Below are 15,019 nucleotides of genomic sequence, written 5' to 3' on the forward strand. Positions count from 1 at the left end.
TGGGGCTGCTCCTGCAGTCGGCCCGGTGGCTGACCGGTGAGGTGCGGGCGGCCGTGGACGAACGGCTGTGCGAGGCCTACGCGGAGTTGCGCAACCGGCGGGAGACGGTCCTCCTCTCCGACCTGCACATCGCCGCGGCGGACGTGCTGGCCGGCGCCCCCGGGACGCTCATCGACGAGATCGCCGAGGACTTCCGGCTGCGGTGGTCGGAGATCCTGCGCGACGCGACCGGCACCGACCCGGTCCAACTGGCCAGCGAGGACATCGAGGCGCTGGTCGACCGGCTGTTCCCCCCGTGCGAGCCCGGCTGGGCGGCGGCCCGGCAGCACAGTCCCGACCTCATGCTCGCCACGGGCGGGGGGCGGCCGCTCTGGGTCCTCGGTGAGCTGCACACCGCCATGAACACCCTGGAGTCGCGGTTCTTCCACACCCTCGCGGACGAGCCCGGGCAACTGGTGGAGCTGACGGCCCGGGACATGGCCGGTGGCCGGATCGTGCCGAGTTACCCGTACGGGCCGCAGATCGACTCGCGTCGGTATCCGCCGCTGACCGTGCACGTGCCCGACCGGTACCTGTACTGGGCGCACAGCACGGACATGGGCGCCCCGGACGGCGTGTCGGTCCTGCCGGCGGCGGGACTCGTCGTCCGGAACCGCGACGAGGGGCTCACCGCCGGCCCCCGGGACGGGCGGTGGGAGCTGCCGGTCGCCGAATTCTTCGGCGAGTTCCTCTCGGCCATCACGGTCAACCGGTTCCGGATTCCCGGGCCCGGCCCGCGGATCACCCTGGACGACCTGGTCATCCGGCGGGCGACCTGGGCGTTCGCGGCCGACGACCTACCGCCGAAGGTGCTCGGCGCCCGTGGCTACCGGCCCGAGGTGCTCAGCGCCTTCCTCACCGAGCGGGGCCTGCCACGGCACCTGTTCGCACAACTGCCGGGTGAACCGAAGCCGTTCTACGTCGATCGTGACGCGCCGCTGCTGGTGACGAACCTGGCTCGCAGCTGGCGGCGGGCCGACCGGGGACCGGTCGTGCTCCAGGAGATGCTGCCCGGCCCCGACCAGCTGTGGCTGCGGGACGCGGCAGGACGGCGTTACACCAGCGAGTTCCGCATGGTCGCGGTGGACCGTAGGGCGCGGGTGCTGCCCGGCCTGGCCGACGCAGGGCGAACGGAGAACCCATGTTGATCCTCACCAGCACCGACGTGCGCGCGGCCCTGCACGGCCGGGAGGCCGAGGTGCTGCACGCCGTGGAGCAGGCGTACCTCGCGCACGAGGCGGGGCGGTCGGCGCTGCCGCACTCGGTGTTCCTCCGGTTCCCCGAGAACGACCGGAACCGGATCATCGCGCTGCCGGCCTACCTGGGTGGCCCGGAACCGACGGCCGGGGTCAAGTGGATCTCGTCGTTCCCGGCCAACATCACGCAGGGGGTGCCGCGGGCGTCGTCCGCCATCATCCTCAACTCGATGCGCACCGGGCAGCCCGAGGTGCTGCTCGAGGGGGCCCGGGTCTCCGCCTGGCGTACGGCCGCCAGCGCCACCCTGGCGGCCCGGCTCCTGCCCGCCGAGAGCGACCAGGCCGGGGTGACCCTGCTGGGCTGCGGGGTCATCAACTTCGCCGTGCTGCGGTTCCTCAGTCAGGTCGTCCCCGGCCTCGCCGACGTCACGGTGCACGACGTCGACACGGAGCGGGCCACCGCGTTCCAGGCCCGGTGCGCGGAGGTGCTGCCCTCCCTCACGGTGCACGTCGAGCCGGACCAGGGGCGGGCGTTGGGCCGCAACACCCTGGTGAGTGTCGCGACCAACGCGCTGACGCCGTACCTGGACACCCGGCAGCTGCGGCCGGGCACGCTGGTGCTGCACATCTCGCTGCGGGACGTGCTGCCCGACGCCGTCCTCGAGGCGGTCAACGTGGTCGACGACGTCGACCACGTCCTGCGCGCCGCGACCTCGGTCGACGTCGCCGCACGACAGGTCGGTCACCACGACTTCATCGCCGCCACCATCGGTCAACTCGCGGCCCGGCCGGGGACTCCCCCGCGGGATCCGCACCGGGTCACCGTCGTCTCTCCCTTCGGGCTGGGTGTGCTCGACCTGGCGGTGGCCGGGCTGGCCGTCAGGATCGCCCGGGACACGGGTCTCGGCGCGCGGATCGAGAACTTCGTCCCGGCGAAGGAGGACCTGTCGTGAGTGCCGAACTCTCGCCGCTCCAGCGGCAGTTGCTCGCCCAGATCATCAAGGGCGGCGGCGTGGGCGCACCGATGCCGGCGCCGGCGACACTGCCGCGCCGGCGCGGCAACGATCCGGTGCCGCTCTCGTACGCCCAGGAGGCGGTCTGGCACCTGCACCAGATCGCCGGCGACGTGCCGCTGTTCAACGTGGTCGCCGCGGACTGGATGGCCGACGGCACGGACGCGGCGAGCTTCGTGAGGGCGCTGCGCGGGGTCGTCGAGCGCCACGACGCGATGCGGATGGCGATCCAGGCGGGCGCCGACGGCAGGCCGCTGCTGACCGTGGCCGCCGAGGTGCCCGTCGAGGTGGAGGAGTTGACGGCGGCGGACGGGGACGGTCCGGACGGCGTGTTCGCCGCCGCCCTGGCCGTCACCGCCCGGCCGTACCGGCTCGACCAGGCGCCGCTGTGGCGGGCCGCGGTCATCACCACGCCCTCGGGACGCCGGCTGGCCCTGTTCGCCGCGCACCACATCGCCCTGGACGCCGCGTCGCTCGCCCTCGTCATCGAGGACATGGCGAGTGGGGGGAGTCCACCGCCGGTCGGCTTCCTCGACTTCGCCGTCTGGCAGCGGGACCGGATCCGCGACGGCGGCGCGAAGGCCGACCTGGACTACTGGCGCCGACGGCTCGCGGCGCTGCCCGACCCGCTGGCGTTGCCGACCGACCGGCCCCGGCCGGCGCACCGCGACCTCTCCGGCGCGACCATCCACCGGGACGTCCCGAAGGCGGTCGTGGACCGGTTGCACGCCGTCGGCCGCGCGTCCGGCGCGACCACCTACATGACGATGCTCGCGGCCTATCTCGTGCTGCTGCACCGCTACACCGGCGACTCGGATCTCATCGTCGGGGCCAGCGTGTCCGGTCGGGTCCGGCCCGAGCTGCAACGGATGATCGGCATGCTGGTCAACGTGGTGCCGATCCGCGCCACGGTCACCGGCCGGGAGAGTTTCCAGACGCTGCTGCCCCAGGTCCGTGACCGGGTGGCGGAGGCCCTGGAGCACCAGGGTGTGCCGTTCGCCGTGGTGGTGCGCGAGACCAGCCCGACGCACAGTCCCAGCCAGCCGCCGCTGGCCCAGGTCGGCTTCAACATGCCGACGCAGGAGAACACCGCCTACCGGGTGCGGCCCGCACTGCCGATCACGCCGCAGGGGTCGCTGCTCGACTTCACCGTGCACGTCGTACCGGCCGCGCAGGGCGCCCTGCGGGTCGAACTCGAATACTCCACCGCGCTGTTCGACGAGTCGACGGCCACGGACCTGCTGACCACGTACGTCGAGCTGGTGGACCGGCTCACGGCGGACCCGGCGCTCGCGGTGGGCCGGGTGCCGCTCACCGTCAGGTCGGCAGTCACGGGCGGGTCCGAGACGCCACCGGCGCTGTTGCCCGAACTCGTCGCCGCGCAGGCCGCCCGCACCCCGGACGCCGTGGCGGTCGAGGACGGCGGCACCTCGCTGACCTACCGGGAGCTGCTGGACCAGGTGCAGTCGCTGGCCGCCCGCCTGGCCGAGCGGGGTGTCGGGCCGGAGACCCCGGTCGGGGTCCACCTGCCGAGGGGCGCCGCCGCGGTGGTGGCTCTGCTGGCGGTCTGGCGGGCCGGCGGCTGCTACGTCCCGCTCGACCCCGAGCACCCGCGGGCGCGCATCGAGACGATCGTCGCCGACGCGGGCGTACGGACCCTGCTCGCGGCCCCGGCCGACGCCGGACGCCTGGCGGAGCTCGGAGTCGAGGTCCTCACGGTGGACGAATCCGCGCGCGGCGTCCCGTTCCCCCAGGTCCGGCTCGCGGCCGGGCACGCGGCGTACGTGATGTACACCTCCGGCTCGACCGGGCGACCCAAGGGTGTGGTCGTCACCCACGGCGGCATCGCCAACCGGGTCTGGTGGCCGGTCAACCGGCTCGGGCTCGGCGCGTCGGACCGGGTGCTGCAGAAGACGGCGCTGACCTTCGACGCCGCGGGCTGGGAGATGTTCGGCCCGCTGATCAGTGGCGGCACCGTCGTCGTCGCCCCGCCCGACGCGCCACGTGACGCGGCGGTGATGCTGCGTGCGGTGGCCGAGGGGGCGGTGACCGTGCTCCAGGTGGTGCCCTCGGTGCTGCGGCAGTTGCTCGCCGCGGACGGCTGGGCCGGCTGCACCTCGCTGCGGCTGCTGTTCAGCGCCGGCGAGCCGCTCACCGGTGAGTTGTGTGCGCAGGTCCGCGACCGGGTCGACGTCACGATCGTCAACACGTACGGGCCCACCGAGTGCGCGATCGACGTGACCGCGTACCGGTGGCCACAGGAGCAGAGCCGGGGGCCGGTGCCGATCGGCAGCCCGCTGGACGGGCTGCGGGCGGTCCTGCTCGGCCGGGACGGCGAACTGGTTCCCCGGGGGGCCGTCGGCCAGCTCTACGTCGGCGGCGTCAACGTCGGCCGGGGGTACGTCGGGCGGCCCGACCTGACCGCCGCCCGGTTCGTGCCCGACCCGTACGGGCCACCCGGATCGCGGATGTACCACACCGGTGACCTGGCGCGGCAGCGGTCCGGTGGGGAGTTCGAGTTCGTGGGCCGGGCGGACGACCAGATCAAGATCAACGGTGTCCGCGTCGAGCCCGGCGAGGTCGAGCGGGCGCTGGAGACGCATCCCCCGGTGCGGGCCGCTGCCGTGCTGGGGCGTCCGCGTCCAGACGGGGGGCGTCAGCTCGTGGCGTTCCTGGTCACCGACGCCGCCATCGAAACCGGTGCGCTGCGTGCGCACCTGCGTCGGACCCTGCCGGAGGCGATGCTGCCCGCGCTGTTCGTCCGGGTGGACGCGATACCCACCACGTCCAGTGGCAAGATCGACGCGGCTGCCCTGCTGAACGGGGTTCCGGACGGGCTGCCGCCCGGCGAGCGGGCGTTGCCCACCGACGAGTTGGAACAGGTCGTCGCGCAGGAGTGGGCCACGGTACTGGCGACCGTCGACACCGTGGGCAGGCACGACGACTTCTTCGCGCTCGGTGGACACTCCCTGCAACTGGGGGAACTGGCGGCCCGGCTGCGGACGCGTACCGGTGGGGCCGTCTCGCTGGCACAGCTGTACCAGGCCACCACCGTCGCCGACCAGGCCGACCTGCTGCGCCGGGACGCGGCGGCGGCCGGCAACGGGACCGACGCGGCGGACCGACCCGCCGCACCCGAGATCGAGGTGCTGCCCAGGAACGGGCTGCTGCCGTTGTCGGCCGGACAGCAGCGGATGTGGATGGCGGAGCAGCTGAGTCCGGGCAGCCCGGAGCAGATGGTGCCGGTGGTGGTGCCGCTGCCGGCGCAGATGACGCTCACCGAGGTGAGCGCCGCACTCGCCCGCGTGGTCGAGCGGCACGAGATCCTGCGTACCCGCTACGAGATGGTCGACGAGCAGCTCACCCAGGTCGTCGATCCGCCCGCCCCTGTCGAGATCCAGCTCGTCGAGGCCACCGGCGCGGACGCGGTGACCCGGCAGATCAGGGAGCTGACCCAGCGGTCCTTCGACCTGGCCACCGACCCGGTCCTGCGCGCCCGGCTGGTCCGCTCCGGCCCCGACCGGCAGTCGCTGGTCCTGCTCGTGCACCACATCGCCTGGGACGGCGTGTCGACGCAGATCCTCGCCGCCGAAATGTCGTCCCCCGGGCCGGCCGCCGCACCGGCCGTTCAGTACGCCGACTACGCCGCCTGGCAGTCGTCCTGGTTGGCGGGCCCGCAGGCGGCCAGTGGACTAGAGCACTGGCAGCGGCTGCTCCGCGGGGCACGCGCGACCGAACTCCCCACCGACCTGCCCCGTCCCGCCCACTGGCAGGGCCGTGGCGCGTTGTACGTGTTCCGGGTGCCGGCTCCGGTCGCCGCCCCGTTCGTGCAGGTCGGGCAGCAACTCGGCGCCACCCCGTTCATGACCTTCCTGGCAGCGTTCAACTGCCTGCTCGCAGAGCTGACCGGCACCCGGGAGATCGTCGTCGGCGCACCCGTCGCCGGTCGGACCAACCCGGCGGTGGAAAAGCTCATCGGCTACTTCGCGAACATCCTCGTGCTGCGTACCGAGGTGGACCCGGGCGACGACTTCCGGGCCGTGCTGCGGCGGACCCGGGAGAGTTCCCTTGCCGCCTACGCGCATCAGGACATCCCGTTCGACCGGGTCCTGGACAGCCTGCGGATCGCCCGCGACCGCTCCCGTAACCCCCTGTTCCAGATCATGTTCGAGGTGGGGCAGGAGCGGCCGTCGTACCTTCCCGACCTGCCGGAGCAGCTGGATCTGCTGTCGTTGCCGTGGCCGACGGCGATCTACGACCTCACCGTCACGCTGAGCGAGGAACCGGACGGTGGTTACCTGGGGCTCGTCGAGTACTCGACGGACCTCTTCCGGCCGGCGAGCATCGAACGGCTGATCCGCCGCTACCGACACCTGCTCGAGCAGGTCGCCACCGATCCGGACGCGTCCGTCGGTGGGCTGGCCGCCCGTACCCTGCCCGAACTGCTCGGGCGTCAGGCGGCGGCGCGGCCGGACGCCGTCGCGGTGGAGCAGGGCGGCGACCGCCTCACGTACGGTGAGTTGGCCCGGCGGGTCGGCGTGGCGGCGGCCCGCCTGCGCGCCGCCGGGGTGGGGCCCGAGTCGACCGTCGCGGTCTGTCTCCCCCGTGGCCTGGACCTGATCGTGACCGCGCTCGCGGTGATGGCGGCCGGCGGTGTGCACGCCCCGCTCGACGTCACCGGGCCAGGAGCGCGGCTGGCGTCGATCGTGGCGTCGATGGACCCCGCCGTCGTGGTGGTGACGCCGGACGCCGTCGGGTCGGTGCCCTCCGGTGGCCCGGCGGTGCTGGTGCCGGAGGACCTGCGGACGTCCGCCCCCAGGGGCGACGGCGGGGTACGAGGCCCGGGAGCCGGAGACCGGCCGGACACCGCCCTTGCCGGACAGCTCGCATATCTCATCCACACGTCCGGCTCCACCGGCGAGCCCAAGGGCGTGCAGGTGGAACACGGCGCGTTCCTGGCCCACTGCGAGGACGTGGCGCTGCGGTACGGGCTGGCCGCCACCGACCGGATCCTGACGACGAGTCCGCCCTTCGTGGACGTCGCGATGGAACACCTCGGCATGACCCTGGTGTCGGGCGCGACCCTGGTGCTCGCCGCCGCCGGCGGGTGGAGCCCGGCCGACCTGCCCGATGTGGTCGCCGCCACGCGGGTCACCTTCCTCGACCTGCCGCCGATGGCGTGGCGGGACATGCTCGACCGGGTCGTGAAGGCCGACAGCCGGCTGGACACCCTGCGCGCGGTCAACATCGGTACGGACGTGGTGTACGCCGAGGACGTGCACCGGTGGCACGAACTCGGCATCGACGCGCGCTTCATCGCCTGTTACGGGCCGACCGAGGCCGTCGTCACGTCGACCCTCTACGAGGTCACCGAGGCGCGTGCCGCCAGCCTGCCCCACGGGGCGGTCGTGCCGATCGGCACCGAGGTGGGACGCACCGTCGGCTACGTGCTCGACGAGCAGCTGCGACAGGTGCGGCCCGGCGCCCGGGGCGAGCTCTTCCTGGGGGGCGGCCTCGCGCGTGGCTACCACGGACGCCCCTCGCTCACCGCCGAGCGCTTCCTGCCGGATCCGTTCTCGACGGTGCCCGGGGCCCGGATGTACCGCACGGGTGACGTGGTCAGCCGGAACGCCGAAGGGGTGCTGGACTTCCACGGCCGGGCGGACCGTCAGGTGAAGATCAACGGCTTCCGGGTCGAGCCCGCCGAGGTAGAGGCGTGCCTGCTCACCCACCCGGGGATCCGGGCGGCGAGTGTCACCGCCGCCACGCGGGGCGGCGCAGCGCAGCTTGTCGGCTACGTCGTGGCCGCCGACCCCACCCCACCGGACGCGCGCGATCTCGGTGCGTACCTGCGGGCACGGCTACCGGAGGCGATGGTCCCGCGGCACTGGGTCTTCCTCGCCGAGCTGCCGAAGTCCGGGGCGGGGAAGGTGGACCTGAGGGCGCTCCCGCCGATCGCCGCCGAGGCCGGCGACGACGAGGGCGAGCGCACCGGGGAGGCGTCCGCCGAGGCGACCGTCGAGGACCTGATAGCCGAGATCTGGTGCGCCGTGCTCGGTCTCCCCGCGGTCGAGCACGATGCCGACTTCTTCGCGATCGGCGGTAACTCGCTGCTGGCCACCCGGGTCCGTACCCGGATCCAGGACCTCTTCGCGGTGACCATCCCGCTGGGGGACCTGTTCGGGGCGACGACGGTCGGGCAACAGGTGGAACTGGTCACCCGACTCGTCGTCGACGAGGTCGACGCGTTGCCCGAGGACGAGGTGGCCGCGCTCCTGCTGGATCAGGACGAGCCTGGGGAGAGACGATGAGCGACACCGCGGGGCCACGTCCGGCGGCCGACAGCGGGGCGGAGCTGCGTCGCCGGCTGGTGGCGCAACGCCTCGCGGGCCGGGTACGGCGGCGCGACGAGGGACCCGCTGCCGACGTGACCGACACCGGGCCGGCGCCACTGTCGTCGGCGCAGCGCCGGATGTGGTTCCTGGACCAACTCGCGCCCGGCGGGGTGGACTACCTGGTGCCCCTCGTGCTGCGGCTGCGCGGTGTGCTCGACGTCGGGGCGCTGCGCGGCGCGTTGACCAGCCTGGCCGCCCGTCACGACATCCTGCGGACGAGGTACGAGCTGCACGACGGGGAGCCGGTCCAGGTCATCGATCCGCCCGCGCCGGTCGACCTGCCGGTCGTGACCACCGACGAGGCCGGGCTCGCCGCCCTGCTGGCCGACCAGGCCGGACGCGGATTCGACCTCGCCACCGGCCCGGTATGGCGAGCGGTCCTGGTGCGGTTGGGCGACGACGAACAGGTACTCGTCGCGCACCTGCACCACATCGCCTGCGACGGCTGGTCCGTGCAGCTGCTCTGCGCCGACCTCGCCGGGCTCTACCACGCGGCCCGGACCGGGGCCCCGCAGCCCGCCCGGCCGGGACAGTTCGCCGAGCACGCGAGATGGGAGCAGCGACACCTCGGCACAGCGGAGGCACAGGCTGGTCTGCGCTGGTGGCAGGACGCCCTGGCCGGGCTGACCGAACTCGACCTGCCCGCCGACCGGCCCCGGTCGGCCCCGCGAGATCCGGCCGGCGCCCGGGTGACCTTCGCGGTGCCGGCGCACGTCGACCGGGCCTGCGCCGAGCTGGCCCAGCGGCACCGGACCACGCCGTACGTCGTGCTGCTCGCCGGTTTCGCCGCACTGCTGGCCCGGCTGACGCGGCAGGACGACGTCGCCGTCGGGATGCCGGTGAGCGGCCGGACCCGGACGGGAGTGGACGCCGTCGTCGGCCCCTTCCTCAACACGCTGGTGCTGCGCTGCGACTGCTCCGGTGCACCCAGCTTCGACCTGCTGGTCGACCGGGTGCGGGACACGCTGCACGCCGCCGTCAGCCACCAGGACATCCCCTTCGACCGGGTCGTCGACGCGGTCGCGCCGGAGCGGGACCTGTCCCGCAACCCGCTGGTGTCGACGATGTTCCTGTTCGAGGACGAGAACGGGGGGCTGCCGGGACGCTTCGACGACCTCGACGTCGTCGACGTCGCCACCCCGCCACGGGGCGTCAAGCTCGACCTGAGCATGGGGCTGCGGCGGACCGCCGACGGACTGTTCGGCGCGATCGACTACGCGACCGCCCTGTTCGACGAGCGGACCGTCGACGAGCTCGTCACCCGTTACCTCGTCCTGCTGGAACGCGCCGTCACCGCGCCGGGGACGTCGGTCGGCGCGCTGGACGTCCTCGACGAGGCTGAGCGCCACCGGCTGCGGGCAGTGCTGACCGGTGTCCGCCGGGACGTCCCCGCCAGCCCCCTGCACGAGCTGGTCCGGGACCGCGCCCGGCGGGACCCGGCGGCGGTCGCGGTACGGGACGGGCGACGCAGGTGGAGCTACGGCGAGCTGGACCAGCTCTCCGACGCCCTGGCCCACACCCTCCGCCGGCACGGCGTCGGTCGGGGCGACGTCGTCGGGGTCTGCCTGCCCCGCAGCGCGGAACTCGTCGGCGCGCTGCTCGCGGTCCTGAAGGCCGGCGGCGCCTACCTGCCCCTCGACCCGGAGGACCCGGCTGCGCGCCGGGCGGAGGTGGCGACCGACGCCCGGGTGCGTGCGGTGGTGGCCGGAACCGACCACGCGGCCGCGTTCGGCGACGTGCCGGTGGTCCCTCCGGTGACCGGGGCCCCGAAAGACGGGGCGGCCGACCTCCACGGGCAGCCCACCGGCCTTCCGGAACTGACCGCACACGACCGGGCGTACGTCATCTACACCTCCGGCTCCACCGGGCGCCCCAAGGGCGCGGTCATCGATCACGGCGGGATAGTCAACCGGCTCACCTGGATGCAGGAGAGCTACCAGCTACGTCCCGGCGACCGGGTGTTGCAGAAGACCCCGTTCACGTTCGACGTGGCCGTGTGGGAGTTCTTCTGGCCGCTGATCACGGGCGCGACCATCGTGGTGGCGCCGCCGGGCGTGCACCGGGACCCGCTGGAGCTGGACCGCCTGATCCGGGACGAGGCGGTGACGCACCTGCACTTCGTGCCGTCGATGCTCGACGCCTTCCTGGCCGTCGTCGCGCAGGCGCCGCCGAGCCTCAGGCAGGTGTTCTGCAGTGGCGAGGCGCTGCGCACCGTCACCGCCCGGCGCTTCGCGGTCTGGTCGCCGGCGGCGCTGCACAACCTGTACGGCCCGACGGAGGCGTCGGTCGACGTCACCGCCCAACGGGTCGACGAGCGGCTGCTCGCCACCCTCGACACCGCCGGCGTGCCGATCGGCACGCCGATCAGCAACATCCGCGTCCACATCCTGGACGAGCAGCTGCGGATGGTGCCGGTGGGCTGGCCCGGTGAGCTCTACCTGGCCGGCATCGGGCTGGCTCACGGGTACCGCAACCGGCCCGGCACCACCGCCGAGCGGTTCGTGCCGGACCCGTTCTCGTCCGTGCCGGGCGAACGGATGTACCGCACCGGCGACCTGGTCCGGCTGCGCGCCGACGGGACCATCGACTTCCTCGAACGCATCGACGCGCAGGTCAAGCTGCACGGCGTCCGGATCGAGCTGGGTGAGATCGAAGCACGGCTGATGGAGCATCCGGCGGTCGCCGAGGCCGCGGTCTCCCTGCACCGGCCCGCGGACATGCCCGCCCAACTGGTCGCCTACGTCGTGGCGCGCGACGGTGCGGACGCCACGCCGGACCGGCTCCGCGCCGGGCTCTCCGGGGTGCTGCCGGCGGCGATGGTGCCCGGCCGGTTCGTGTCCCTGGACGAACTTCCCCGGACCAGCAGCGGGAAGATCGACCGTCGCGCCCTGCCCGCCCCGGAGCAGGACCGCACCACCAGCACCGCGTACGTCGCGCCCAGCACCCCGGAGGAGAACCTGGTCGCGCGGGTGTGGGCCGAGGTCCTCCAGGTGCGACAGGTGGGCGGCGCGGACGACTTCTTCGCCCTCGGCGGCGACTCGATGCGCGCGATCAGACTGGTCGGTGCGCTGCGCGAGGCCGGCCTGGCGGTGAGCGTGCAGGACCTCTTCCAGCACCGCACCGTCGCCGCCGTCGCCGCCGTGGCCCGGCAGTGCCTCGACGACCGGCCGGACGACCTGGTGACCGAGGAGTTCGGGCAGATATCGGCCGCCGACCGGGCGAAGCTCCCGGAGGACGTGCTCGACGCCTACCCGTTGTCGGACGTCCAGGCCGGCATGCTCTACGAGCTGATGGCCGACGCGGAACGCCGGCCGTACCAGAACGTGACGCTGTACGTCGTCGACGACGGTGCGCCGCTGTCAGCCGCCGCCCTGCGGGCCGCGGTGCGGCAGGTCGTGGCCCGGCACGACGTGCTGCGTACCTCCTTCGACCTCACCAGTTACGGTGAGCCGCTGCAACTGGTGCACGCGTCGGCCAGGGCCGAGGTGGTGGTGCAGGATCTCGACGGGCTCGACGAGGCCGAGCAGGAGCTCCTCATCCGGGAGGAGGCCGCCCGACACCGGCTGGCTCCCGTCGTGCTGGACCGGGCGCCGCTGTGGCGTCTCTTCGCCTACCGCACCGGTGCCACCAAGTGGGTGCTGGCCTGGGTGGAGTGCCACGTCATTCTCGACGGCTGGAGCCACAACTCGCTGCTCGGCGAGTTGATGGACCGCTACGTGGCGGCGCGGGAGGAGCGGACCCCGCCGTCGATGGACCGGCCGGCGCGTCGCTGGGCGGACTTCATCGCCATGGAACGCGCGGTGGTCGCCGATCCGGAGAGCCGCGAGTACTGGACCAGGATGCTGGACCGGTACGAGACGCTGCGCCTTCCTCAGGAGTGGGGAGCGGCCGAGTCCGGTGCCCCGCACACGGTGGCGCAGCCGCTCGGTACCGACGCCGACCGGCTGCGAGAACTGGCCGCGGCGGTCGGCGTCCCGGTGAAGAGTGTGTACCTGGCCGCGTTCTTCAAGACGATGAGCGCCCTGAGCGGCGCCGACGGCTTCCTGTGTGGCCTGGTGAGCAACGGCCGCCCGGAGGTCAGCGGTGGTGACGAGGTGCTCGGGATGTACCTCAACACGCCGCCGGTGCTCGGCCTGCGCCCGCGCGGCACCTGGCTGGACCTGATCCGGGCCGCTGCCGAGGCGGAAACCGGACTGCTGCCCCATCGGCGCTACCCGTTGCCCCGGCTCCAGTCGCTGGCCGGGACGACGCAGCCGCTGGTCGAGGCGGTCTTCAACTTCCTCGACTACTACCTGCTGCGCGACACCGCGGTGCAGACGTCCCAGACCGAGGACGACAGCCCCAACGAGTTCCCGCTGGCCGTGACCGTCCTGCCCGGGTACGTCATGTTCACCGCGATGCCGGAGCGGGTCCGCCCGGAACGTCTGAACTGGCTGGCGCAGGCGTACCACCGGGTGCTGACCGACATGCTCGCCGATGTCGGCGGGTCCGCCACCGGGCCGCTGCTCTCCGGCGCCGAGCTCGCGCGGCGGCTGTCCGGGCCGGTGTCCGCGCCGGTTTCCCCGGCCGAGACGACGCTGCACGGTGGCGTCCTCCGGCAGGCGGCGATGACCCCGGACGCCGTGGCGGTCCGCGACGACACCGGGACGCTCACGTACCGGGAGCTCGTCGTGGCCGCGACGGCACTCGCCCGGCGACTGGCGGCGGCGGGGGCGGGGCCGGACCGGCCGGTCGCCGTCTGCATGCGGCGCAGTGCCCACCTGGTGACCGTGCTGCTGGGCATCCTCCAGTCCGGTGCGGCGTTCGTGCCGCTCGATCCGGACGATCCGGCGGCGCGGCTGCGGCAGCGGCTGGTCGGCGCGGACGTCGCGCTGGTGGTGGCCGACGAGGAACTGCACGAGGTGCTGACCGGCGTCGTGCCGGTGCTCGGCCCCCACGCGGGCGGCCCGGAGCGGGCACCCGTCGAGGCGACCGGAGGCCACCCCGCCTTCGTCCTGTTCACCTCGGGGTCCACGGGTGGCCCGAAGGGTGTCGCCGTGCCGCACCTGGGTGCCGCCAACTACGTGCACTGGCTGCAACGGGCGCTGCCGCTGCGCGGCGGTGACCGGGTCGTCCAGAAGACCCCCTACACCTTCGACGTGTCGGTCGGCGAGATCTTCCGGCCGCTGGTCGCCGGGGCGACGTTGGTGATGGCGCCCGACAGGCTGCACCTCGACCCGCTGGGCCTGGCCGCGTTCATCGAGCGGCACCAGGTCAGCCACGCGACCTTCGTACCGTCGATGATGGACGCGTTCCTCGACGCGGTACCGGGGATCCCCGGCTGTCTGCGTGAGGTCATGCTGCTCGGGGAGAAGTTCACCCTGTCGACCGCCCGGCGCCTGGCCGAGCGGACCGACGCCAGGGTGTACAACCTCTACGGGCCGACCGAGGGATCCATCGCCTGCACCTGGTACGAGCTCGCCCCGCAGCCGCACCCGGGGGCGACGAGCGTGCCGATCGGCCGCCCGATCGACAACGTGACGAACCTCGTCCTCGACGTCGACCTCAACCCGGTGCCGGTCGGCGTGCCGGGCGAGCTGTATCTCGGCGGGCACTGTGTCGCGCAGTCCTACGTGGGCCGACCGGCCGAGACCGCCAGCCGATTCGTGCCTGACCCGTTCGGTGGACCCGGTGGTCGGCTGTACCGGACCGGTGACCTCGTACGGTGGCTCGACGGCGACGTCATCGAGTACCTGGGCCGGCTCGACCAGCAGGTGAAGATCAGTGGGGTCCGGATCGAGCCGGGTGAGATCGAGCGGGTGCTGTCGGCTCATCCCGCGGTGCGGGCCGCCGCGGTGACCGTGGTCTCCGACGACGGTGCGCCGCGCCTGGCCGCGTACCTGTTGACCCGCCCCGACCTCGAGTGGGACGTCGACGCGGTGCGGGCGCACGCCCGTGCCCAGCTGCCCGCGCTGCTGGTTCCCGCGCACTTCGTGGTGTTGCCCGAGTTCCCGATGACCGTGAGCGGCAAGATCGACCGGCGGGCGTTGCCCAGGCCGGAGGACGACGGCAGCACGGCGGCGGACCACGTCCCCGCGCGCGACGCCCTGGAGCGGACGATCGCCGAGGTGTGGCAGCGCGAGCTGGGCTGCGGCGAGGTCAGCGTCGAGCGTGACTACCTGGAACTCGGCGGGGACTCGCTCGGGGCGATGCGGATCGCGATCCGGCTCGGCCGTCAGCTCGACATGGTCATCTCACCGACGGACATCCTGGTGCGGCGGACGGTGGCGGCCCTGGCCGAGCTGATCGCGGGGCGGCAGGGCGCCGCGCCGGAGGCCCCGCGCACGGGCCCCGGCGGCGCCGGGCAGCAGCCCGGCCCCCGGCCCCCCGCCCCGTC

The 15,019-nt window shown here is 73.5% G+C and carries 4 protein-coding genes (1 of these 4 running past the window's edge); all 4 read left to right on the top strand.

Annotation, left to right across the window (positions count from 1 at the left end):
• On the top strand, positions 1–1,187 hold the 3' portion of the coding sequence (locus V6U77_RS23410; protein WP_334608773.1) for a lantibiotic dehydratase. It extends 973 nt beyond the left edge of the window; only the last 1,187 of its 2,160 coding nucleotides appear in the window; its start codon lies beyond the left edge, outside the window; its stop codon occupies positions 1,185–1,187.
• Positions 1,181–2,188, top strand: coding sequence for a 2,3-diaminopropionate biosynthesis protein SbnB (gene sbnB / locus V6U77_RS23415; RefSeq protein ID WP_089002380.1), 1,008 nt, complete (start codon positions 1,181–1,183; stop codon positions 2,186–2,188). The genes V6U77_RS23410 and sbnB overlap by 7 nt, the downstream gene beginning before the upstream one ends.
• Positions 2,185–8,559: an amino acid adenylation domain-containing protein gene (locus V6U77_RS23420; RefSeq protein ID WP_334608775.1), complete on the top strand. Its 6,375-nt coding sequence runs from the start codon at positions 2,185–2,187 to the stop codon at positions 8,557–8,559. Before sbnB ends, V6U77_RS23420 begins: the two co-directional genes overlap by 4 nt.
• A partial coding sequence (locus V6U77_RS23425) for an amino acid adenylation domain-containing protein (RefSeq protein ID WP_334608776.1) occupies positions 8,556–15,019 on the top strand: 6,464 nt, incomplete at its 3' end. The genes V6U77_RS23420 and V6U77_RS23425, both read left to right, overlap by 4 nt.

The sequence above is a fragment of the Micromonospora sp. CPCC 205546 genome (genome assembly GCF_036902715.1).
Lineage (GTDB): Bacteria > Actinomycetota > Actinomycetes > Mycobacteriales > Micromonosporaceae > Micromonospora.